This window comes from Cupriavidus sp. FW216-B1 (assembly GCF_058789195.1).
This window is the reverse complement of the sequence record NZ_JBYTEL010000025.1, coordinates 1-20,883: the sequence shown is the minus strand read 5'-3', so window position 1 is coordinate 20,883 and position 20,883 is coordinate 1. Positions and strand designations below refer to the sequence as shown.

The 20,883-nt window shown below is 69.2% G+C and carries 19 protein-coding genes; 18 read left to right on the top strand and 1 reads right to left on the bottom strand.

Annotation, left to right across the window (positions count from 1 at the left end; translation table 11 throughout):
* Nucleotides 1-80: 80 nt before the first annotated feature.
* Nucleotides 81-1,853, top strand: coding sequence for a methyl-accepting chemotaxis protein (locus AC3WXD_RS30695; RefSeq protein ID WP_492325342.1), 1,773 nt, complete (start codon nt 81-83; stop codon nt 1,851-1,853).
* A 134-nt stretch (nt 1,854-1,987) separates the two neighbouring features.
* The gene (locus AC3WXD_RS30690) at nt 1,988-3,943 is read left to right on the top strand and encodes a putative bifunctional diguanylate cyclase/phosphodiesterase (RefSeq protein ID WP_454733815.1); all 1,956 of its coding nucleotides are present in this window, start codon (nt 1,988-1,990) and stop codon (nt 3,941-3,943) included.
* A 28-nt stretch (nt 3,944-3,971) separates the two neighbouring features.
* Here AC3WXD_RS30690 and AC3WXD_RS30685 read toward each other — a convergent pair whose 3' ends face one another.
* A complete protein-coding gene (locus AC3WXD_RS30685) occupies nt 3,972-4,724 on the bottom strand; it encodes a hypothetical protein (protein WP_020424023.1) in 753 nt (250 codons plus the stop codon).
* A gap of 520 nt (nt 4,725-5,244) precedes the next feature.
* On the opposite strand from AC3WXD_RS30685, the gene AC3WXD_RS30680 reads away from it, so the two are divergent.
* The 16 genes from AC3WXD_RS30680 to cheZ all read left to right on the top strand — a co-directional run bounded on the left by AC3WXD_RS30680 (nt 5,245) and on the right by cheZ (nt 20,800).
* Nucleotides 5,245-5,628, top strand: coding sequence for a response regulator (locus AC3WXD_RS30680; RefSeq protein WP_029044404.1), 384 nt, complete (start codon nt 5,245-5,247; stop codon nt 5,626-5,628).
* Between the two features lie 165 nt (nt 5,629-5,793).
* A complete protein-coding gene (locus AC3WXD_RS30675; RefSeq protein ID WP_020206750.1) occupies nt 5,794-6,273 on the top strand; it encodes a chemotaxis protein CheW in 480 nt (159 codons plus the stop codon).
* A gap of 48 nt (nt 6,274-6,321) precedes the next feature.
* Nucleotides 6,322-7,968 (top strand): methyl-accepting chemotaxis protein, encoded by a 1,647-nt coding sequence (locus AC3WXD_RS30670; RefSeq protein WP_020206751.1) that lies wholly within the window; start codon nt 6,322-6,324, stop codon nt 7,966-7,968.
* 307 nt (nt 7,969-8,275) lie between these two features.
* Nucleotides 8,276-10,078 (top strand): methyl-accepting chemotaxis protein, encoded by a 1,803-nt coding sequence (locus tag AC3WXD_RS30665; protein WP_059415748.1) that lies wholly within the window; start codon nt 8,276-8,278, stop codon nt 10,076-10,078.
* 99 nt (nt 10,079-10,177) lie between these two features.
* A complete protein-coding gene (locus AC3WXD_RS30660) occupies nt 10,178-10,912 on the top strand; it encodes a DUF4088 family protein (protein WP_029044405.1) in 735 nt (244 codons plus the stop codon).
* Between the two features lie 451 nt (nt 10,913-11,363).
* A complete protein-coding gene (gene flhD / locus AC3WXD_RS30655) occupies nt 11,364-11,681 on the top strand; it encodes a flagellar transcriptional regulator FlhD (RefSeq protein ID WP_006162633.1) in 318 nt (105 codons plus the stop codon).
* Nucleotides 11,678-12,283 (top strand): flagellar transcriptional regulator FlhC, encoded by a 606-nt coding sequence (gene flhC, locus AC3WXD_RS30650; RefSeq protein WP_029044406.1) that lies wholly within the window; start codon nt 11,678-11,680, stop codon nt 12,281-12,283. The genes flhD and flhC overlap by 4 nt, the downstream gene beginning before the upstream one ends.
* A gap of 130 nt (nt 12,284-12,413) precedes the next feature.
* A complete protein-coding gene (gene motA / locus AC3WXD_RS30645) occupies nt 12,414-13,277 on the top strand; it encodes a flagellar motor stator protein MotA (protein WP_029044407.1) in 864 nt (287 codons plus the stop codon).
* 18 nt (nt 13,278-13,295) lie between these two features.
* Complete coding sequence (gene motB / locus AC3WXD_RS30640; protein ID WP_059415746.1) at nt 13,296-14,342, top strand: flagellar motor protein MotB; 1,047 nt, start codon at nt 13,296-13,298, stop codon at nt 14,340-14,342.
* A 59-nt stretch (nt 14,343-14,401) separates the two neighbouring features.
* On the top strand, nt 14,402-16,426 hold the full coding sequence (gene cheA / locus AC3WXD_RS30635) for a chemotaxis protein CheA (protein WP_059415744.1): 2,025 nt from the start codon (nt 14,402-14,404) through the stop codon (nt 16,424-16,426).
* 31 nt (nt 16,427-16,457) lie between these two features.
* Nucleotides 16,458-16,952, top strand: coding sequence for a chemotaxis protein CheW (cheW, locus tag AC3WXD_RS30630; RefSeq protein WP_020205571.1), 495 nt, complete (start codon nt 16,458-16,460; stop codon nt 16,950-16,952).
* 48 nt (nt 16,953-17,000) lie between these two features.
* Entirely contained in the window at nt 17,001-17,903 is a 903-nt protein-coding gene (locus AC3WXD_RS30625) for a CheR family methyltransferase (protein ID WP_059415742.1), read from the top strand.
* Nucleotides 17,903-18,556: a chemoreceptor glutamine deamidase CheD gene (gene cheD, locus AC3WXD_RS30620; protein WP_020205573.1), complete on the top strand. Its 654-nt coding sequence runs from the start codon at nt 17,903-17,905 to the stop codon at nt 18,554-18,556. Before AC3WXD_RS30625 ends, cheD begins: the two co-directional genes overlap by 1 nt.
* 22 nt (nt 18,557-18,578) lie before the next feature.
* Entirely contained in the window at nt 18,579-19,658 is a 1,080-nt protein-coding gene (locus tag AC3WXD_RS30615; RefSeq protein WP_020205574.1) for a protein-glutamate methylesterase/protein-glutamine glutaminase, read from the top strand.
* Between the two features lie 100 nt (nt 19,659-19,758).
* Complete coding sequence (cheY, locus tag AC3WXD_RS30610; RefSeq protein ID WP_020205575.1) at nt 19,759-20,154, top strand: chemotaxis response regulator CheY; 396 nt, start codon at nt 19,759-19,761, stop codon at nt 20,152-20,154.
* A gap of 10 nt (nt 20,155-20,164) precedes the next feature.
* Nucleotides 20,165-20,800, top strand: a complete 636-nt coding sequence (gene cheZ / locus AC3WXD_RS30605) for a protein phosphatase CheZ (RefSeq protein WP_029044156.1) — start codon at nt 20,165-20,167, stop codon at nt 20,798-20,800.
* The last annotated feature ends 83 nt before the right edge of the window (nt 20,801-20,883 follow it).

Genomic DNA, 20,883 nt, shown 5'->3' with positions numbered 1-20,883 from the left:
TGAGCGGATCGCAGGGGTGTCGATCCGCCGGGCCGGGGCCGGAGGAGGTCCCGCGCGTTCCTTACCGTATCGGGTGTTTTATGTCGTTCCATAACAATATTCAGATCAAGACCTTGCTGCGCGGGGCGATGGCATTGTTGTCGGTCCTGCTCGTGCTGGTCGGCGCGGCCGGCCTGCATGGCATATCCAGCAGCAACGCAGCACTCCAGGAAACCTATGGCAACCAGCTCGCCTCGGCCCAGGCGCTGAGCGAGACCATGCTCGGCACCACCCGCATGCGGCTGGCGCTGGACCGCGGCGTGATGCCGGGCGCCGGCGGCGAAGGCAAGGCGGTGGTGGACCGCTCGATGACCTTCGTCGACAGCGCCGACGCGGCATGGAAGCGCTACGCCGCGTTGCCGCAGAGCGCCGAGGAAAAGGCCCTGGCGGACGAGGTGGACCGCAAGCGCCGCGATTTCATGGAAAAGGGCATCAAGCCCCTGCAGAAGGCGCTGCTGGAGAACAACGCCGAGCAGGCGCTGGCCCTCGCCAAGAACGAGCTGCCCGACATGCAGCGCAGCCTGGCGACGGCCTACGAGGCCTTGCAGGGCTACCAGTTCCGCACCGGCGAGGAGAACTTCAATCTCGCCCAGTCCGGCTTCCAGAGCGTGCGCATGCTGTCGTTCGCGCTGATCGCGCTCGGCCTGGTGGTGGCCGCGCTGTCCACGCTGGCGCTGCACCGGGCCATCGTGCGGCCGGTCGAGGAAGCGCTGTCGGTGTTCGAGCGCATGGCCGGCGGCGACCTGACCTCGCGCATCGTCAATGTGTCGCGCAACGAGATCGGCCGCATGATGCAGGCGCTCGCGTCGATGCAGGACAGCCTTTCCAACATCGTCGCGCAGGTGCGCGGCGGCACCGACTCGATCGCCGCGGCCACCGGCCAGATCGCCTCCGGCAACCTCAACCTGTCCCAGCGCACCGAGGAGCAGGCCTCCTCGCTCGAGCAGACCGCCGCCAGCATGGAAGAACTGACCACGGTGGTGCGCCAGAACGCCGACAACGCGCGCCAGGCTGGCCAGCTCGCCGGCGACGCCTCGCAGATCGCCCTCAAGGGCGGCGAGGTGGTGGGCCGCGTGGTCGATACCATGAACGAGATCAACGGCTCGTCGCGCAAGGTGGTGGAGATCATCGGCGTGATCGAGGGCATCGCCTTCCAGACCAACATCCTGGCGCTCAACGCCGCGGTGGAAGCGGCGCGCGCCGGCGAGCAGGGCCGCGGCTTCGCGGTGGTGGCCGGCGAGGTGCGCAGCCTGGCCCAGCGCTCGGCCGGCGCCGCCAAGGAGATCGAGGCGCTCATCAGCGAATCCGGCCAGCGCGTGGAAAGCGGCACGCGCTTGGTGGCCGAGGCCGGCCAGACGATGGGCGAGATCGTCAGCGCGGTCAAGCGCGTGACCGACATCATGAACGAGATCGGCGCGGCCACGCAGGAGCAGACCAGCGGCATCGAGCAGGTCAACCAGGCGGTCTCGCAGATGGACGAGGCCACGCAGCAGAACGCCGCGCTGGTGGAAGAAGCCGCCGCCGCCGCGGGCGCGCTGGAAGAACAGGCGCAGAAGCTCAACGGCGTGGTGTCCGTGTTCCGGCTCGCCGCCGGCCAGGGCGCCGGCCCCGCCGTCAGCCATACGGTCAGCCATGCGGTGGTCGCCCCGGCGGCGGCCCCGCGCGCCGCCGCGCCGGCCTCGCGCGCGCCCCGGCTCCAGCCCGCCGCGCCCGCGCGGCGCGAGCCGGTCCGGCGCGTGGCGCCGCCCGCGCGGGTGCCGGTGCTCGCGGCCGGCGCGGGTGGCGCTGGCGGCGACGACTGGAGCGCGTTCTGACCCATGCCGGCGCGACCGCAGCCGTTTTCCTTTTCGGGGACGCCTGCGTGATGCGATGATGCGGGTCTCGCGCCGCATCGACCGCATCGTCGCGTCATCATCGCTCTCAATTCTTGCCCAGCTTCCTTATCGACATGAGTGCTAGCCTTCTGCTGCTCGCTGCTCTCTTTGGCCTCGCGGTCGGGCTGGGCATACGTGCAGCCAAGCCGGACCGGGAGCTGGCACGCGGTCCCGCCAGGTCGCTGCATTGGGCGTTCCTGCTGTTGTCGCCGGCCTCGGTCGGCCTGCCGCTGTGGGTCGTGGTGGCCTCGGGCAGCCTGCGCTTCTCGCACGGCGTGGTGCAGACCACCACCGCGCTGGCCGCGACGGTGGCGGTGGCGCTGGCCATTCCCTGGCTGCGCCGCCACCTGCCGCCGCTGCGCGGCGGCGTGCTGCTGGCCGCGCTGGCGGGCGCCGGCGTGGTGGTGGCCGCGGGCGCCCGCCTGAGCACGCTGTGCGGCGGCGGCTCGCGCCTGTCGGCGCTGTGCGCCGATCCGCGCGGCGCGGTGCAGCCGGCGTGGCTGGCCGTGGGCGCGCTGGCGGCGCTGTCGCTGGGCTTCTTCTGGTTGCGCCGCGCCAACCCGAGCGGCTGGCATCTCGCCACCGCCTCCGGCTACAGCGGCGGCGCCAGCGCCGGCATGCAGGACGAGCCGCCGGAGGAATTGCCGGCCGGCCCGGTGCCCGTCGCCAGCACCCTGCCGGTACGCCGGCGCGGCCGCATCCCGGGCCGCCTGACCGTGCGCACCGCCGCGCGCGGCCAGGGCACGGTCGGCGAGTACAGCGTGAGCACCGACCTGCCCGACCGCAGCGCTTTCGCGCGCTGGCTCGACCAGTCGATCGCGCAGGCGCGGCTGGCCGAGACCGGCTGCGCCGTGCTGCTGGTGCATATCGCCGACTTCCGCGAGGTCGACGAAGTCTTCGAGGTGCGGGCCGACGACATCCTGGCGCAGGATGCCGGCGCGCTGGCGCAGGCCGCGCTGGAGCCGCACGATTTCCTCGCCCGCCTGGCGCGCGACGAGTTCGCCGTGGGCGTGCCCGAGCTGGTGCACCAGAGCCGCGCCAACGAGCTCGGCTCGCGCCTGCTGGGCTCGCTGGCGGAGTTCGTGGCCGCGCGCGGCCTGCAGATGCAGATCGGCGTGAACATCGGCATCGCCATCTACCCGCGCGACGCCCAGACCTCCGAGGCGCTGATGCAGGCCGCGCGCGTGAGCCTGACCGAGGCGCGCGAAAGCGGCTCCAACCAGGTCCGCGTGTTCAACTCCGCGGCCGGCGAGCGCGCCCGGCGCATGCGCGTGATCCGGCGCGACCTCTGGCTGGCGATCCAGGACGACAGCCTCTCGCTGCAGTACCAGCCCAAGTTCGAGGTGCGCCAGCGCGCCGTGGTGGGCGCCGAGGCGCTGTGCCGCTGGCGTCATCCCACGCTCGGCGTGGTCAACCCGGCCGAGTTCATCAGCGTGGCGGAGCAGTCCGGGCAGATCGACAAGCTCGACGACTGGGTCATCGCCACGGTCTGCCGGCAGATCCGGCAATGGCAGGACGCCGGCATCCCGACCGTGCCGGTGGCCATCAACGTCTCCGGCCTGCGCTTCGCCAGCCGCGACTTCCCGCAATACCTGCTCGAGCAGATCCACCAGCACGACATCCCGCCGTCGGCCGTGACGCTGGAGATCACCGAGACCGCGGCGATGAAGGACATCGCGCAGTCGCTCGAGACGCTGGTCGAGCTGCAGGCGCTCGGCATCCACGTGGCGCTCGACGATTTCGGCAGCGGCTACTCCAGCCTGGGCTACCTCAAGCGGCTGCGCGTGGGCACCCTGAAGATCGACCGCACGCTGATCGGCGGGCTCGACGTGGACGCGCAGGGCCGCGCCATCGTCGGCTCGATGGTGGCGCTGGCGCACGAGCTGCGCATGCGCGTGGTGGCAGAAGGGGTGGAATCGAACTCGCAGATGGACATCCTCGCCGCGATGGGCTGCGACGAGGTGCAGGGCTACCTGCTGTCGCTGCCGCTCGATGCCGGCGCCTTCGCGGAGCTGATGTCGGCGGCCTGAGCGCCGCGCCGGCCTGCCGGCCGCGCGCTCAGCGCCGCGGCGTGAACGGCTCCGGCAGCGCGCCGCCGGGCGGGAACAGGGCCAGCAGGCGGGTGAAGCGCCCGCTCTCGGGCACCAGCAGGGCGAAGCGGGTCTCGCAATGGTGGCCCGTGACCGCACCCAGGCGCCGCAGCTGCTGGCTGCACGCCACCAGCGAGGGCAGCCCGCGCGGCAGGTAGATGCTGGCCAGCAGCGCCTCGGGCTCGATGCGCGTGCGCCCGTGGAAGCGCGCCAGCTGCAGCAGCAGCTCGTCCGCCATGCAGGACTCGGCGCCGGTGTCCAGGTGCAGCGCCAGGCCGACCGCGTCGCGGCTCGCCACCGCGTGCACGTCCTGCCACGACAGCGGCATGGGGCCGTCTTCCAGCACCGGCGCGAACAGCACCGAGGCCAGCAGTTGCAGGGTGCGCGGCAGCGCCTCGGCGGTGGTGGGCACGACCGGGCCGCAGCCGGCCGCGGCGGCGGCGGTGCCGTCCACCAGCACGGTCAGCACCAGCCGCTCGGGATGGCGCAGCGAGCGCAGGCGCTGCGCCAGCGTGGCGCCGATCTGGCGCTCGGCGATGACGATCTGCGCGTCGGCCGGCTGGCGCGGGCGCCGCGACAGCCATTGCAGCCGCCCGCCGAAATCGGGCAGCGGCGCCAGCAGGGCATCCGGCGCGCCCTGCACGAACACCGTGAGCTTGTCGGGGCGGCGCGTTTCCGGTACCTCGCGCTGGTGCCACGGGGGGCCTGGCAAATTCGACATGGTGAGGTTCCGATCAAGCCGCGGCGCCCATTTTGTAGGCGCCGCGGGCCTTTGCCTGGCACGGCAAGCGCGGGGTGCATCCTGCAGCAGGCGTCGTAGTATGCCCACCCGCGGCGGCCTGCTGCACCCCATGCAGGTAGGGTAAGCGGATTTCCGGCGATCGGTTATCGGGCACTCGCTGACGGCGGCAGGCGGACGGCGCGCGGGCGGCATGCAGGGGGCATGCGGGGGCATGCAGGGCCGCACGCCGGGGCAATCCGCCGCCGCCGCGCACAATCGCGCGCGCCGGCCCGCATTCGGCCTACGGATTTCGCCGCGGCTGCCGATATGCCCCGCAGGGGCGCCTTTCGCACCGGCCTTGCCGGCGGCGCGGCGCCAGTCTCTGCCTCGTCGCCGGCGCATGCCACAACGCGCAGGGCGTCCGCCGGGCGCATGCCGCCCAGGGCAGGAACGAACCCCGGTCCACCACGCCAGATCGCCGCGTCCGTGGACTCACCATCGTGCTGTCAACGGAGCCGCCATGTCTTTGCCTCACATCCTCGTCGTCGACGATTCCCCCTCCTTGCGCCGCATGATCGGCGCCTGCCTGCGCACCGGCGGCTACGCCGTGTCCGAGGCCGCCGACGGCGGCGAGGCGCTGGCAATGGCGCAGGCGGCGTCCTTCGGCATGCTCGTGACCGACCAGGTCATGCCCGGCACCGACGGCCTGACCCTGATCCGCACGCTGCGGGCCACCGGCGCCTATGCCGCCATCCCCATGCTGATGCTGACCACCGAGGCCGACGGCCAGGTGCGCGAGCAGGCGCGCGTGGCCGGCGCATCGGGCTTCCTGGCCAAGCCGTTCGACCCCGACCAGCTCATGGAGGCCGTGGGCGCGCTGCTGGACCCTACGAAGGTGGGGTAAATGCTTTGTCATTGTTACCCTTCAGCCACGCCCGCGGCTGCCGTTAAGCACTAAACGACATTCGTGCCCCGGCGCACCGGGTCTCGGCTGGCTGCCCGCCCGCGGGCTGGCCGGCCCGGGCTTTGGCGACGCCCCGGGGCCGGAGCCGGCATGCGGAGCCAGACAATGAAAAGCGCGAACAAGACGACAGAAGGGACGGGCGAGGAATTCCTCGCCTTCAGGCTGGGCGGCGAGGAGTACGGCATCGACATCCTCAAGGTGCAGGAGATCCGTGGCTACGAGAACGTCACGCAGATCGCCAACGCGCCCGATTACCTCAAGGGGGTGATCAACCTGCGCGGCCTGATCGTGCCCATCATCGACCTGCGCATCAAGTTCCGCCAGGCCAAGATCGCCTACGACCAGTACACGGTGGTGATCATCGTCGAGCTGCACCAGCAGACCACCGGCATCGTGGTCGACGGCGTGTCCGACGTGCTGACGCTGGGCGCGGGCCAGGTCCGCCAGGCTCCGCAGCTTTCCGGCGAAACCGAATACATACGCGGCATCGGCTCGGTCGAGGACCGCATGCTGATCCTGGTCGACATCGAGAAACTGCTGGACACCGAGGAGCTCGCGGCACTCGAAGCCGCCGTCGCCGCCTGAGCGGCACCTTGTTCCGCCGCCAGCCCGATCCACGCAGTTTCTCCAGTCATGCGAAATAACCAGCCTGTTACCAACCGGGAGTTCAAGCTCTCCCCGGACGACTACCTCATCTCCCGCACGGACCTGAAGGGACGCATCACGTTCGCCAACCGCGCCTTCATCGAGACCAGCGGGTTCGCGGCCGAGGAACTGCTCGGCGCCGCGCACAACCTGGTGCGCCACCCGGACATGCCGGCCGCGGCCTTCGCCGACCTGTGGCAGACCATCCAGGCCGGCCATTCGTGGGTGGGCATCGTCAAGAACCGCCGCAAGAACGGCGATTTCTACTGGGTCAGCGCCACCGTCACGCCGACCGTGGCCGACGGCCAGCTGGTGGGCTACACCTCGGTGCGCGCGATGCCGCCGCGCGAGCAGGTCGAGGCGGCCGAGGCCGCCTATGCGCGCCTGCGCGAGGACCAGGGCCGCCGCCTGGCCGTGCGCAACGGCGCGGTGGTGCGCCGCGGGCTGTTGGGGCTGTTCGGGCGGCTGCGCAAGGTCACGATCCGGCGCCGCATCGTGCTGTCGCAGGCGGCGGGGCTGGTGTGGTTCCTGGCCGCGCTGGCGGCGTTCGAGCTGCTGGCCGGCGACGGCGCGGGCGCGCTGCGGCCGTGGCTGTGGGGCGGCTTCGCGCTGGCGGTGGTGTCGTCGTTCGTGGCCGGCTCGCTGTTGCTGGCGCGGGTGAACAAGCCGGTGCGCGACATGCTGGACTTCGCCCTGCGCCTGGGCGCGGGCGATCTCACCACCCACCTGGACTATCGCGCGTCCGACGAAATGGGCGCGCTGTCCCGCGCCATGCGCACCATGCAGCGCAGCCTGTTGTCGGTGGTCGGCGAGATCCAGGAAGGCATGTCGAGCATTTCCTCCGCCACGCGCCAGGTGGCCGCGGGCAACAGCGACCTGTCGCAGCGCACCGAGCAGCAGGCGGCGTCGCTGGAGGAAACCGCGTCGAGCATGGAAGAACTGACCAGCACGGTGCGCCAGAACGCGGACAACGCGCGCCAGGCCACCGGGCTGGCCGCCAACGCCTCGGAAACCGCGGTGAAGGGCGGCGAAGCGGTCGGCCGCGTGGTGCAGACGATGGACGAGATCACCGAGGCGTCGAAGAAGATCGTCGACATCATCGGCGTGATCGAAGGCATTGCGTTCCAGACCAACATCCTGGCGCTCAACGCCGCGGTGGAAGCGGCGCGTGCCGGCGAGCAGGGCCGCGGCTTCGCGGTGGTGGCCGGGGAGGTGCGCGGGCTGGCCCAGCGCAGCGCCAACGCCGCCAAGGAAATCAAGGGTTTGATCGGCGACTCGGTGGCGCGCGTGGAACATGGTTCGGCGCTGGTCGACCAGGCCGGCAAGACCATGAACGAGATCGTGCAGGCGGTCGAGCGCGTGACCGGCATCATGAGCGAGATCAGCGCGGCCTCGGCCGAGCAGAGCTCGGGCATCGAGCAGGTCAACGAGGCGGTGGCCCAGATGGACGAGGTGACGCAGCAGAACGCGGCACTGGTGGAGCAGGCCGCAGCCGCGGCCGGCTCGCTGGAAGATCAGGCCAAGCGCCTGCGCGATGCGGTGGCCACGTTCCGCGTGAGCCTGCGTCCCGAGCCGCGCCCCGTGCGGGCGGCGCGCGGCACGGGGCAGGGCGAGCCGCGGCTGATGGCTGGCTGACGGCCGCTCGCGCGGCGCGGGGCGGGCGGGTCATGGCGAGCCCGCCGGCAAGCAGTGCGGGGATGTACGGGATTCAAGGGATTCGAGGGATTTGAGGGATTTGAGGGATGCAAGGGATGTACCCGGCAGGTCGAGGCCGGCGCGGGGCGGCAGCCCGGCGCCGGCCAGCCTCCGGCTGAAGTGGTCGGTCTGAAAACATTGGTTCTGGAAAACAAGAAATAGCGCCGCCGTTCCGCGGTGGCCGGCATCCGCCGGCCAGGACAGGCAGGCATCTGGTCAAGTCATTCAGAGAAAAGAGGTAGTCTGCATGCAATGGTTCAATCAGCTACGCGTCACGACCAAGCTGGTCGCTGGCTTTCTGGTCGTGTCGCTCATCGGCGCGGTGATAGGGTTGCTTGGCGTCGTCAACATGGGGCGCATGGCCGACTGGACCGGCAAGATCTACCACGATGACCTGCAGTCGCTCAAGGGCGTGCAGGGCGCCAACATCGACCTGCTCTATTCCAGCCGCGCGCAGATCGCGCTGCTGTCCGCCTCGACGATGGGCGAGCGCGCCGCCGAGAAGGAACAGATCGAGAAAGCGCTGGCCGCGCTCGACGAGCGCATGAAGGGCGCGCGCGTCGCCTTCACGCAGCCCGAAGGCCAGGCCATGCTCAAGCAGTTCGACACCCTGCTGCCGGCCTACCGCCAGCGCATCGGCGCCTACGTGACGCTGGTGAACAAGCAGCCGCTCGACACCTCGCAGTTCGAAAGCCAGGTGTTCACGGAAAGCGCCGACCTGATCAAGGACAGCCGCGCGCTCGAGGACGTGATGGCCAACATGGTCAAGCGCCGCGACGAGCGCGCGCTGGCCAACATGGAAGAAGCGCGCGGTGTCTACCAGACCTCGCGCCTGTGGATGCTGGGCATGGTGCTGGGCGCGCTGGCGCTTTCGGTGGCGCTGGGCGCCTTCCTGGCCCGCACGCTGTCGCGCCAGCTCGGCGGCGAGCCCGGTTATGCGGCGGCCATCGCCGCGCGCATCGCCGGCGGCGACTTTTCCGGCGAGGTCAAGCTGCGCGGCGGCGACAAGACCAGCCTGCTGCACGCCATGAAGCAGATGCAGCAGCAGCTGTCGGCCACGCTGCGCGACTTCAAGGATTCGGCCGAATCGATCGCCTCGGCCTCGCGCGAGATCGCCGCGGGCAATAGCGACCTGTCGCAGCGCACCGAGCAGCAGGCGGCGTCGCTGGAGGAAACCGCGTCGAGCATGGAAGAGCTGACCAGCACGGTGCGCCAGAACGCGGACAACGCGCGCCAGGCCAGCGGGCTGGCCGCCAACGCTTCGGAGACCGCGGTGAAGGGCGGCGAAGTGGTCGGCCGCGTGGTGCAGACGATGGACGAGATCAACGATGCATCGAAGAAGATCGTCGACATCATCGGCGTGATCGAAGGCATTGCGTTCCAGACCAACATCCTGGCGCTCAACGCGGCGGTGGAAGCCGCGCGCGCCGGCGAGCAGGGCCGCGGCTTCGCGGTGGTGGCCGGCGAGGTGCGCAGCCTGGCGCAGCGCAGCGCCAACGCCGCCAAGGAAATCAAGGGCCTGATCGGCGACTCGGTGGCGCGCGTGGAAAACGGCTCGGCGCTGGTGGACCAGGCCGGCAAGACGATGGGCGAGATCGTGCAGGCGGTCAAGCGCGTGACCGACATCATGGGCGAGATCAGCGCGGCCTCGGCCGAGCAGAGCTCGGGCATCGAGCAGGTCAACAAGGCCGTGGCGCAGATGGACGAGGTCACGCAGCAGAACGCGGCGCTGGTCGAAGAGGCCGCAGCCGCGGCCGGTTCGCTGGAAGACCAGGCCTCGCGCCTGCAGGCTTCGGTGGCCAACTTCCGCCTGGCCGAGGCGCAGGCCGCCGCCAGCCGCGCGGAAGCGCCGCGCGCCAAGGCGCCGGCGGTGCTGCGCCGGGTCGAGCCGACCCGCCTGGCGGCGCCCGCCGCGGTTGCCGAGGAATTGGACGACGGCGACGCCGCGCACGCGGACCAGGACGCGCAGGAAGCCCCCGCGCCGGCGCCGGCGCGCCCGGCGCGTCCCGCCCTGGCCGCGTCGGACAACGGCGACTGGAGCGCTTTCTGAGGCCATAACCCGAGGCACCGGCCTCGGGCGGCGACGCATGCCGGCGCGGCCGGCGGCGGGGGGGGGGGCCGCGCGGCGCCCACGTCAGCACTGGACCCCATGACAACGGAAATCTCACTCGCGTTGCCCGACGAAGCCGCCGCCAAGCTGCGCGCCGAGTTCGACCACTTCGTCAAGCTCTCCGCCGGGCTCGACAGCGAATTCACGCCGCCGGATTTCGACGATTTCCTGCGTGCCCGCCTGCTTCACCACGACGGCCCGCTGACCGAGCGCGCCGTCACGCGCCTGCTTTCCGGCGGCGAATACGCCTGGGCCAAGCGCGTCTTCAACAAGCAGCTGCCCAACGCGATGGCCACGCTCATGCGCGACGCCCAGCGCTTCGGCTACGGCCTCGCGGTGCGTTACGAATGGACGCCCCAGGAGCGCCTGACGCGCGCGCGCGAGTGGTCGCGGCAGATCCTGGAGGATGCCGGCGCCGACCTCGCCTTCGTCGAGCCGCTGGCCTCGCAGCTGGCCAGCTCGGCGGTGGACATCCGCGTGCTGGAGGAGCAGATGCAGACGCCGGCGTGGCGCGTGGCGGAGAGCCTGCGCAGCCGCGTCTACGACGTCATGTACCGGGTGCAGACCGAACGCGGCGCGGGCGCCGCGCGCGCGCGCCTGGGCGAGCTGCGCGCGCTGCTGGCGCTCGCGCTGGAGTACGGCACCGTGAACGCGGAGGAGACCGCGCGCGTCATGGAGCAGGTCGAGCAGACCTGCCCGCACCTGTTCCGCGAGGAGCCCGACGACCTGTTCGCGCGCGTGGCGGCATGGCTGCGCCGGGCGCTACTGCAATGAGTGCCGGGCGGTCAATAGAGGAATGCGACTACACCCCCCGCGGGCGCCACTTCGCCGTGGTTTCCGCCGGCTTCGGCACTGTCCGGGAGGTAACGCATCGTGCATTTTAGAGGCTTTCTTCTGTTACATATGGGTAACAGATTTGATGCAAATCACATGACAAATCGGTGACTTGTTACAAACTTCGCATCCCATGTATGTTTCGTGCGACATTTGATTGACCCAACGTTAGAGGGGATTGGCAGCCCGGTCCAATTGCCGATATAACTCTCACAGTCTTACTTACACTCTGTAACACTTGTAACGTTCGAGATAAGTCTGACCAAGCGCAGTTCCTTTGTCGTACGCAGTACCCGTCGCACACGCACACAAACGATCTGGTCGCCTTCAGCCCCGTGCTGCGGGTAAGCGCCGGACAAGCGGTCGACGGGTTTTTGGTAGCGGGGAAAAATTGGAAAGCAGTGAAGTTCTCCAGGAGATCAGGGAGGTCAATCTCGCCTATCTGCTGCTCGCGCAACGCCTGGTGCGCGAAAACCATCTGGAAGCCATGTTCCGGCTTGGCGTCAGCAAGGAAATTGCCGACATTCTCGCCAAGCTGACGCCGGCCCAGCTCGTCAAGTTGGCAGCGTCCAACATGGTCTTGTGCCGTTTCCGGTTCGATGACCATGCGTTGCTGTCGACGCTCACCCACACGGCCAAGAGTCACGACATGCAGCAGATCCACGCTGCCATCCTGCTCGCGCGGCAACCCGTGGAGTCGCTCAATTGACCGCGCTCCTGCAAGCCCAGCCAGCCCGGAGCTTCACGGCCGCTCCCGTACCCAACCGCAAGAGCGTGCTGCAGGACGCCAACCAGACCCAGCTCGCCATCGAGCTGATCGGCCTGGGGGCGCGCCTGCAGGTGCTCGAAGCCGAGACCACGCTCTCGCGCGACCGGTTGATCCGCCTCTACAAGGAGCTGCGCGGCGCCTCGCCGCCCAAGGGCATGCTCCCGTTCTCGACCGACTGGTTCACCACCTGGTTGCCGAACATCCATTCCTCGCTGTTTTTCTCGGCTTACCAGTTCATGGTCCAGCAGGGCGAGACGGCCGGCATCCGCGCGGTGGTGGCCAGTTATCGCCTCTATCTCGAGCACGTATCGCTGCTCGGCAGCGAAATTGTCTTAAGTTTCACCCGTGCTTGGACGTTAGTACGGTTTTTCGAGAGCAACATGCTGCAGCTTTCCAGCTGCACCTGCTGCGGCGGCCAGTTCGTGACACACGCATACGAGCCGCATGCGAACTTCGTGTGCAGCCTGTGCCGACCACCGTCGCGCGCCGGCAAGGCGAAGAAGCTCTCGAAGGACGTCGCGCCCGTGCAAGCCGTCGCCTGACCCGGAGTCCCGGGCCTGACGACAGGTTGCGCGGCCGGTGAGCCCCAGGGCGGGGCGGGCGCGCTTGCGCCCATCCCGGCCGGGCGAGCCTTGTGCGTGCCTGGCGTGTTTTACTGACGGGGAATCGATCGTGCTAGTTGTAATTGGCTATGTTGTCGTGATGGCGGCGGTGCTTGGTGGATACGCCATGACCGGTGGCCATATGGGCGCGCTTTATCAACCGGCAGAGCTGGTCATCATCGCCGGTGCCGCAATCGGCGCGTTCATCAGTTCCAACAACGGCAAGGCCATCAAGGCCACCCTGCGCGCGCTGCCGACGCTGTTCCGCAGCAGCAAGTACAGCAAGGCGCTGTACATGGAAGTGATGGCGCTGCTGTACGTGCTGCTGTCCAAGGCCCGCCGCGAAGGCATCCTGTTCCTCGAGAAGGAAATCGCGGACCCCGCGGCCAGCAGCGTGTTCAGCCAGTATCCGCGCATCCTCGCCGACCCGGCCATGATGGAGTTCCTCACGGACTACCTGCGCATGATGGTCAACGGCAACATGAATGCCTTCGAGATCGAGGCCCTGATGGACCACGAGATCGAGACCTACCGCCACGAGGCCGAGGTGCCCGCCCACGCGCTGTCGCGCGTCGGCGACGGCCTGCCGGCCTTCGGCATCGTCGCCGCGGTGATGGGCGTGGTGCACGCGCTGGCCTCGGCGGACCTGCCGCCGGCGGAGCTCGGCGCGCTGATCGCCCACGCGATGGTCGGCACCTTCCTCGGCATCCTGCTGGCCTACGGCTTCGTCTCGCCGCTGGCCGCGCGCGTCGAGCACCAGGTGGCCGAGTCCCTCAAGATGTACGAGTGCATCAAGGTCACGCTGCTCGCCTCGCTCAACGGCTACGCCCCGCTGGTGGCCGTCGAGTTCGGCCGCAAGGTGCTGTACTCCAGCGAACGCCCCTCCTTCCTCGAGCTGGACGACCACGTCCGCGAGGTCAAGAGCATCACCTAAGCGGCAGGAGCTACAGCCATGAGCAACGCCCACGACATGCGTCCGATTGTCGTCCGCAAGTCGCGCCAACACGCGAAGCCGCACGGCAACCACAGCTGGAAGATTGCCTACGCCGACTTCATGACGGCGATGATGGCGCTGTTCCTGGTGCTGTGGCTGCTGCGCGCGTCGACGCCGAAGGACCTGGTGCAGATCGCGGAGTATTTCCGCACGCCGCTCAAGGTGGCGGTGGCGGGCGGCAACAAGAGCAGCCTGTCGTCGAGCGTGATTCCCGGCGGCGGCATGGACGTCACGCGCCAGGACGGCGACGTGCGCAAGAGCGCCGACGACGCCGCGCAGAAGGCCCGCGAGCGCCAGGAAGGCGAGCGCCTGCGCGCGCTCAAGAACCGGCTCGAGCAGATCATCGAGAACAACCCGGTGCTGCGCCAGTTCCGCCCGCAACTGCTGCTGGACATCACCAGCGAGGGCCTGCGCATCCAGATCCTGGACACGCAGAACCGCCCGATGTTCCGCACCGGCAGCGCCGCGGTCGAGCCGTACATGCGCACCATCCTGCGCGAGATCGGCCCGGTGCTCAACGAGATGCCCAACAAGGTCAGCCTGTCGGGCCATACCGACGCGGCCAACTATTCCAACGGCGAGCGCACGTACAGCAACTGGGAGCTGTCGTCGGACCGCGCCAACGCGTCGCGGCGCGAGCTGGTCGCCGGCGGCATGAACGAAGGCAAGGTGCTGCGCGTGATCGGCCTGGCCGCAACCATGCCGCTAGACAAGAAGGACGAGCTGGCGCCGATCAACCGCCGCATCAGCATCGTGGTGCTGAACCAGCGCGCGCAGGCCCGCATCGAGGCCGAGAACGCCAGCGCCGCCGAGGTCACGGTGTCGGCCAAGGCGGGCGAGGTGGGCAAGGAAATGCAGGCGGAGCTGTCCGCCGCTTCCGCGCCCGCCGCGGCCTCGGCCCCGGCGCCCGCGGCCACCGCAGCGCCGGCCGCGCCCGCCACCGCACCAAGCAATCCCGCCGCGCCCCCGGCCCAGGCTCCAGCCAGCAGGAGCCGTGTTCAATGAAGTCCGCCCGCCATGCCGGCGGCGGCCTTCACCGCCAATTTCAGTGAGCCAGGACGGTTATGTCTGTCGATATCGATATCACACAGTTCTATCAGACCTTCTTCGAGGAAGCCGAGGAGCTCCTCGTGGAAATGGAGCAGCTGCTGCTCGGGCTGGATCTCGAATCCCCCGACGCGGAAGAGCTCAACGCCATCTTCCGCGCGGCCCACTCCATCAAGGGCGGTGCGGCCACCTTCGGCTTTGCGGCACTGACCGAAACCACGCACCTGCTGGAGAACCTGCTCGACCGCACGCGGCGGCGGGAGCTGACGTTGTCCCGCACCATCATCGACACTTTTCTGGAAACCAAGGACGTGTTGCAAGATCAGCTCAACGCCTACCGTAACGGTACCGAACCCGATCCGGAAACGCTGGCGCGTATCTGCGCCGTCCTGCAACAACTGGCGCTGGAGACCGCCGGCGGCGGCGCGCCCGCGCCCGCCGCGGCGCCCGCGCCGGCCCCGGTGGCAGCCGCGCCCGCGCCGGCAGCCGGCGGCGGCGGCCTCAAGGTGACGCTGGTCAACGTCTCGGCGGCCGACCAGGCGCTGCTGCGCGACGAGCTCGGCAACCTCGGCGAGATCACCGGCCAGAAGGAAGAGGGCGCCAACCTCACCGTGTGGCTGTCGACCCAGTGCAGCCCCGACGACATCATCGCGGTGTGCTGCTTTATCGTCGACGGCGACCAGATCGTGGTGGAAGCGGCCGATGCGCCGGCCGCCCCGGCCGCCGCCGAAGCGGCCCCGCCGGCCGCCGCCGCGCCGGCGCCGGCCCCCGCTCCCGCCGCTGCCGCGCCGGCCGCCGCGCCCGCCCCGGCCAAGGAAAAGGCCAAGGCCGCGCCGGCCGCCGCCGCCCACGCGCAGGAGTCCGGCTCGATCCGCGTGCCCACCGAGAAGGTGGACCAGATCATCAACCTGGTCGGCGAGCTGGTCATCACGCAGTCGATGCTGGCGCAGACCGCCTCGGCGCTCGACCCGGTGCTGTTCGACCGCCTGTTCTCCGGCATGGGCCAGCTCGAGCGCAACGCGCGCGACCTGCAGGAAGCGGTGATGTCGATCCGCATGATGCCGATGGACTACGTGTTCTCGCGCTTCCCGCGCCTGGTGCGCGACCTCGCCGGCAAGCTCGGCAAGCAGATCGACCTGGTCACGTTCGGCAAGGCCACCGAGCTCGACAAGAGCCTGATCGAACGCATCATCGACCCGCTCACCCACCTGGTGCGCAACAGCCTCGACCACGGCATCGAGACGCCGGACAAGCGCGTGGCCGCCGGCAAGGAGCCGACCGGCCAGCTGATCCTGTCCGCGCAGCACCACGGCGGCAACATCGTGATCGAGGTCAGCGACGACGGCGGCGGCCTGCGCCGCGACAAGATCCTGGCCAAGGCCGTGCAGAACGGCCTGCCGGTGTCGGAGAACATCAGCGACGACGAAGTCTGGCAACTGATCTTCGCGCCGGGCTTCTCCACCGCCGAGGCCGTGACCGATCTCTCCGGGCGCGGCGTGGGCATGGACGTGGTCAAGCGCAACATCCAGGAAATGGGCGGCCACGTCGAGGTCAGCTCGCGCGCCGGCCAGGGCACCACCACGCGCATCGTGCTGCCGCTCACGCTGGCCATTCTCGACGGCATGTCGGTCAAGGTCGGCGCGGAAACCTTCATCCTGCCGCTGAACTGCGTGATGGAGTCGCTGCAGCCCAAGCCCGAGGACGTGCACACCGCGGCCAACAACGACCGCGTGATGCACGTGCGCGGCGAATACCTGCCGCTGCTGGAACTGCATCGCGTGTTCAACGTGGACGAAGCCGTGCAGGAGCCGACCCAGGGCATCGCCGTGATCCTGCAGGCCGAAGGCAAGCGCTTCGCGCTGCTGGTGGACCAGCTCATCGGCCAGCACCAGGTGGTGCTGAAGAATCTCGAAACCAACTACCGCAAGGTGCCCTGCATCTCCGCCGCCACCATCCTGGGCGACGGCAGCGTGGCGCTGATCGTGGACGTCGGCGCGCTGCAGCGCACCGGCGTGCGCCGGCAGGACCCGGTACTTGCATAACGTTGCTTAACGCTCAGGAGAACAACACATCATGGCCGGCATCGGACACATCGATACCCCCGGAAGCGAAGCCGCGGGGCAGGAGTTCCTGGTTTTCACGCTGGGGAGCGAGGAATACGGCATCGACATCCTCAAGGTGCAGGAGATCCGCGGCTACGACGCGGTGACGCGCCTGGCGAACGCGCCGGACTTCATCAAGGGCGTGACCAATCTGCGCGGCGTGATCGTGCCGATCGTCGACCTGCGCCTGAAGTTCCGCCTCGGCAACGTGCGCTACGACCACCAGACCGTGGTCATCATCCTGAACATCGCCGGGCGCGTGGTCGGCATCGTGGTGGACGGCGTGTCCGACGTGCTGACGCTGACCGGCGACGCCATCAAGCCGGCGCCGGAGTTCGGCGTGTCGGTCTCCAACGAGCACCTCACCGGCCTCGGCACCGTGGACGGCCGCATGCTGATCCTGATCGACATCGAGAAACTGATGACCAGCGCCGAGATGGAACTGGTCGAGGCCGAGCTCGCGTGAGCCCGTCCGCAGCCGCCATAGCATCAAGCATCCCGTAGCAGGCAACAGATGACGCAGCCCCGCCCCACCGCCTTCGCCGCCGGCCACGCGCCGGCGCAGCCCGCCTCGCTGCGGCGCGACGAGCCGCGGGACTTCCTGTTGACGGAACGCGACTTCGAGAAGATCCGCGCGATGATCCATCGCCGCGCGGGCATCTCGCTGGGCAGCCACAAGCGCGAGATGGTGTACAGCCGCCTGGCGCGGCGCCTGCGCACGCTGCAGCTCACCGATTTCGGCACCTACCTGGCCATGCTGGAGGCGGACGACCGCACGGACGAGTGGGAGTTCTTCACCAATTCGCTCACCACCAACCTGACCTCGTTCTTCCGCGAGGCGCATCACTTCCCGCTGCTGGCCGAGCACGCCAAGAAGATCGGGCGGCCCTACTCGGTCTGGTGCTCGGCCGCGTCCACCGGCGAGGAGCCTTACTCCATCGCCATCACGCTGGCCGAGGCGCTGGGCGACCGCGCCGGCACCGTGCTGGCCACCGACATCGACACCCAGGTGCTGGCCAAGGCCCGCGCCGGCGTCTACACCGCCGAGCAGGTCAGCAAGCTGTCGGCGGAGCGGCTCAAGCGCTTCTTCCTCAAGGGCACCGGCCAGCGCGCCGGCGCGGTCAAGGTCAAGCCGGACCTGGCGGGCACCATCGACTTCCAGCCGCTGAACCTGCTGGCGCCGGACTGGGGCATCCGCGAGAAGTTCGACGCGATCTTCTGCCGCAATGTGATGATCTACTTCGACAAGCCGACCCAGGGCCGCATCCTGGAGCGCTTCGTGCCGCTGCTCAAGCCGCACGGCCTGCTGTTCGCGGGACACTCGGAGAATTTTTCCTACGTCACGCGCGCGTTCCAGCTGCGCGGGCAGACGGTGTACGAGCTGGCGCCGCCGTCGGCGCGGCTGGGAGGTTCGTGATGCGCACCCCCCACCTGCCGGAAGCGATCGCCACCCGCACCTATTTCGACCGCGAGTTCGGCAAGCAGGCCATCAAGCTGCTGCCCAACGAGTACTACGTGACGCGCGAGGACGTGGTGCTGACCACCGTGCTGGGCTCCTGCGTGGCGGCCTGCATCCGCGACGAGACCGCCGGCGTGGGCGGCATGAACCATTTCATGCTGCCCGACGACGACGGTGCCGGCGCCGGCGCGGACCGCCTGCTGTCGGCGTCGATGCGCTACGGCAGCTACGCGCTCGAAGTGCTGATCAACGACCTGCTCAAGATGGGCGCGCGCCGCGAGCGGCTCGAGGCCAAGGTCTTCGGCGGCGGCGCGGTGCTGGCCAACATGACCACGCTCAACATCGGCGACCGCAACGCCGAGTTCGTGCTCAAGTACCTCAAGACCGAGGAAGTGCGCGTGGCCGCGCAGGACCTGCGCGGCCCGCACGCGCGCCGCGTGAGCTATTTCCCGCTGACCGGGCTGGCGCTGGTGCGCCGCCTCACGCGGCAGGACGACCAGGTCGTGGTCGAGCGCAACGAACGCGCGCTGGCCCGCGCCATTGCCACCGCACCCGCCACCGGCGGCGCCGAGCTGTTTCCCCGGCGTTCGCCGTCGGCAGCCGCTTCCTGAACCGACAAGGATTTTCCAAGACATGAGTGCGGCCAAGATCAAGGTATTGTGCGTGGACGATTCCGCGCTGATACGCAGCCTGATGACGGAGATCATCAATAGCCAGCCCGACATGGAGGTGGTGGGCACCGCCCCCGACCCGCTGGTGGCGCGCGATCTGATCAAGCGCCTGAACCCGGACGTGCTCACGCTCGACGTGGAAATGCCGCGCATGGACGGGCTGGACTTCCTCGAGCGCCTGATGCGCCTGCGCCCGATGCCGGTGCTGATGGTGTCCTCGCTGACCGAGCGCGGCTCCGAGATCACCATGCGCGCGCTGGAGCTGGGCGCGGTGGATTTCGTCACCAAGCCCAAGCTCGGCATCCGCGACGGCCTGATGGAGTACACCGACACCATCGCCGACAAGATCCGCGCCGCGGCGCGCGCGCGCCTGCGCACGGCGTCTCCCGCGCCGGCCGGCGATGCCGCCGCGCCGGCCACGCCGATGCTGCGCAGCCCGCTGCTGTCCACGGAAAAGCTGATCATCGTCGGCGCCTCCACCGGCGGCACCGAGGCGATCAAGGAATTCCTGATGCCGATGCCGCCGGACTGCCCGGCGGTGATGATCGTGCAGCATATGCCGGCCGGCTTCACGCGCTCGTTCGCGCAGCGCCTGGACGGCCTGTGCCGCATCACGGTCAAGGAAGCGGAGCACGGCGAACGCGTGCTGCCGGGCTACGCCTACATCGCGCCGGGCGACTCGCACCTGCGCCTGGCGCGCAGCGGGGCCAACTACGTGGCCCACCTGTCGCAGGAGCCGGCGGTCAACCGCCACCGCCCGTCGGTGGAGGTGCTGTTCGACTCCGCCGCGCAGCACGCCGGCAAGAACGCCATCGGCGTGATGCTCACCGGCATGGGGCGCGACGGCGCGCAGGGCATGCTGCGCATGCGCGAGGCCGGCGCCTACAATCTGGCGCAGGACGAGAGCACCTGCATCGTATTCGGCATGCCGAAGGAGGCGATAGCCGCCGGCGGCGTGCATGAGGTGGTACCGCTGCACGCGATGAGCCAGCGCGTGATGGCGCGCCTGGCGACCTTCGGCGCGCGTGCGCAGCGGGTCTGACCGGGCACTGGCGCCCACCCGGCCGCGCGCAAGCGGCCCGGCTGGCGCAGGTATTGAAACAACCGAAGCAACTTTCCACAACTGTATTGGAGCCGTTAGAGTGGACAAGAACATGAAGATCCTGGTGGTCGATGACTTCCCCACCATGCGCCGCATCATCCGCAACCTGCTCAAGGAGCTGGGCTTTTCCAACGTCGAGGAAGCCGAGGACGGCGCCGCCGGCCTGGAGAAGGTCAAGGACGGCAGCTTCCAGTTCGTCGTGTCCGACTGGAACATGCCGAACATGGACGGCCTGAGCATGCTGCAGGCGATCCGCGCCGAAGCCACGCTGGCCAAGCTGCCGGTGCTGATGGTGACGGCCGAGGCCAAGAAGGAAAACATCATCGCCGCCGCGCAGGCCGGCGCCAACGGCTACGTGGTCAAGCCCTTCACGGCCGCCACGCTCGACGAGAAGATCACCAAGATCTTCGAAAAGCTGGCCAAGGAAGGGGCATAAGGTGAGCGATATGTCGACGACTCCGACTCTCAGCAACGAATCTGCCGAGCAGCTTTTCCAGCGCATTGGCGCCCTGACACGGATGCTGCGCGACAATATGCGCGAATTGGGGCTCGACAAGGAAATCGAGCGTGCCGCGCAGGCCATCCCCGACGCCCGCGACCGTCTCAGCTACATCGCCTCGATGACCGAGCAGGCCGCCGAGCGCACGCTCAATGCAGTGGAACTGGCGCAGCCGCTCCAGTCCGGCATGGAAAAGCAGGCCGAGGCGCTGGACAAGCGCTGGGAAGCCTGGTTCGACAAGCCGGTCGAGCTGGCCGACGCGCGCGAGCTGGTGCTCGACACGCGCGCCTTCCTGACCGACGTGCCCCAGCAGGCGCGCGCCACCGGCAGCCACCTGCTGGAGATCATGATGGCCCAGGACTTCCAGGACCTGACCGGCCAGGTCATCAAGAAGATGATGGACATGATCCGCTCGCTGGAGCAGGAGCTGCTGCAGGTGCTGATCGACAACGTGCCGGCCGACCGCCGGGTGGACACCCCCGCCACGTTGATGAACGGCCCGCAGATCAACCCCGAAGGCAAGCACGACGTGGTTTCCGACCAGTCGCAGGTGGACGACCTGCTCGCCAGCCTGGGTTTCTGAGCCCCGCACCGGCGCACGCGGTGCCGCGCGCGGCGCCCGCGTGCGCCGCGGCGGCCCCCCCCCCCGCCCCCCCCCGGCCCCGG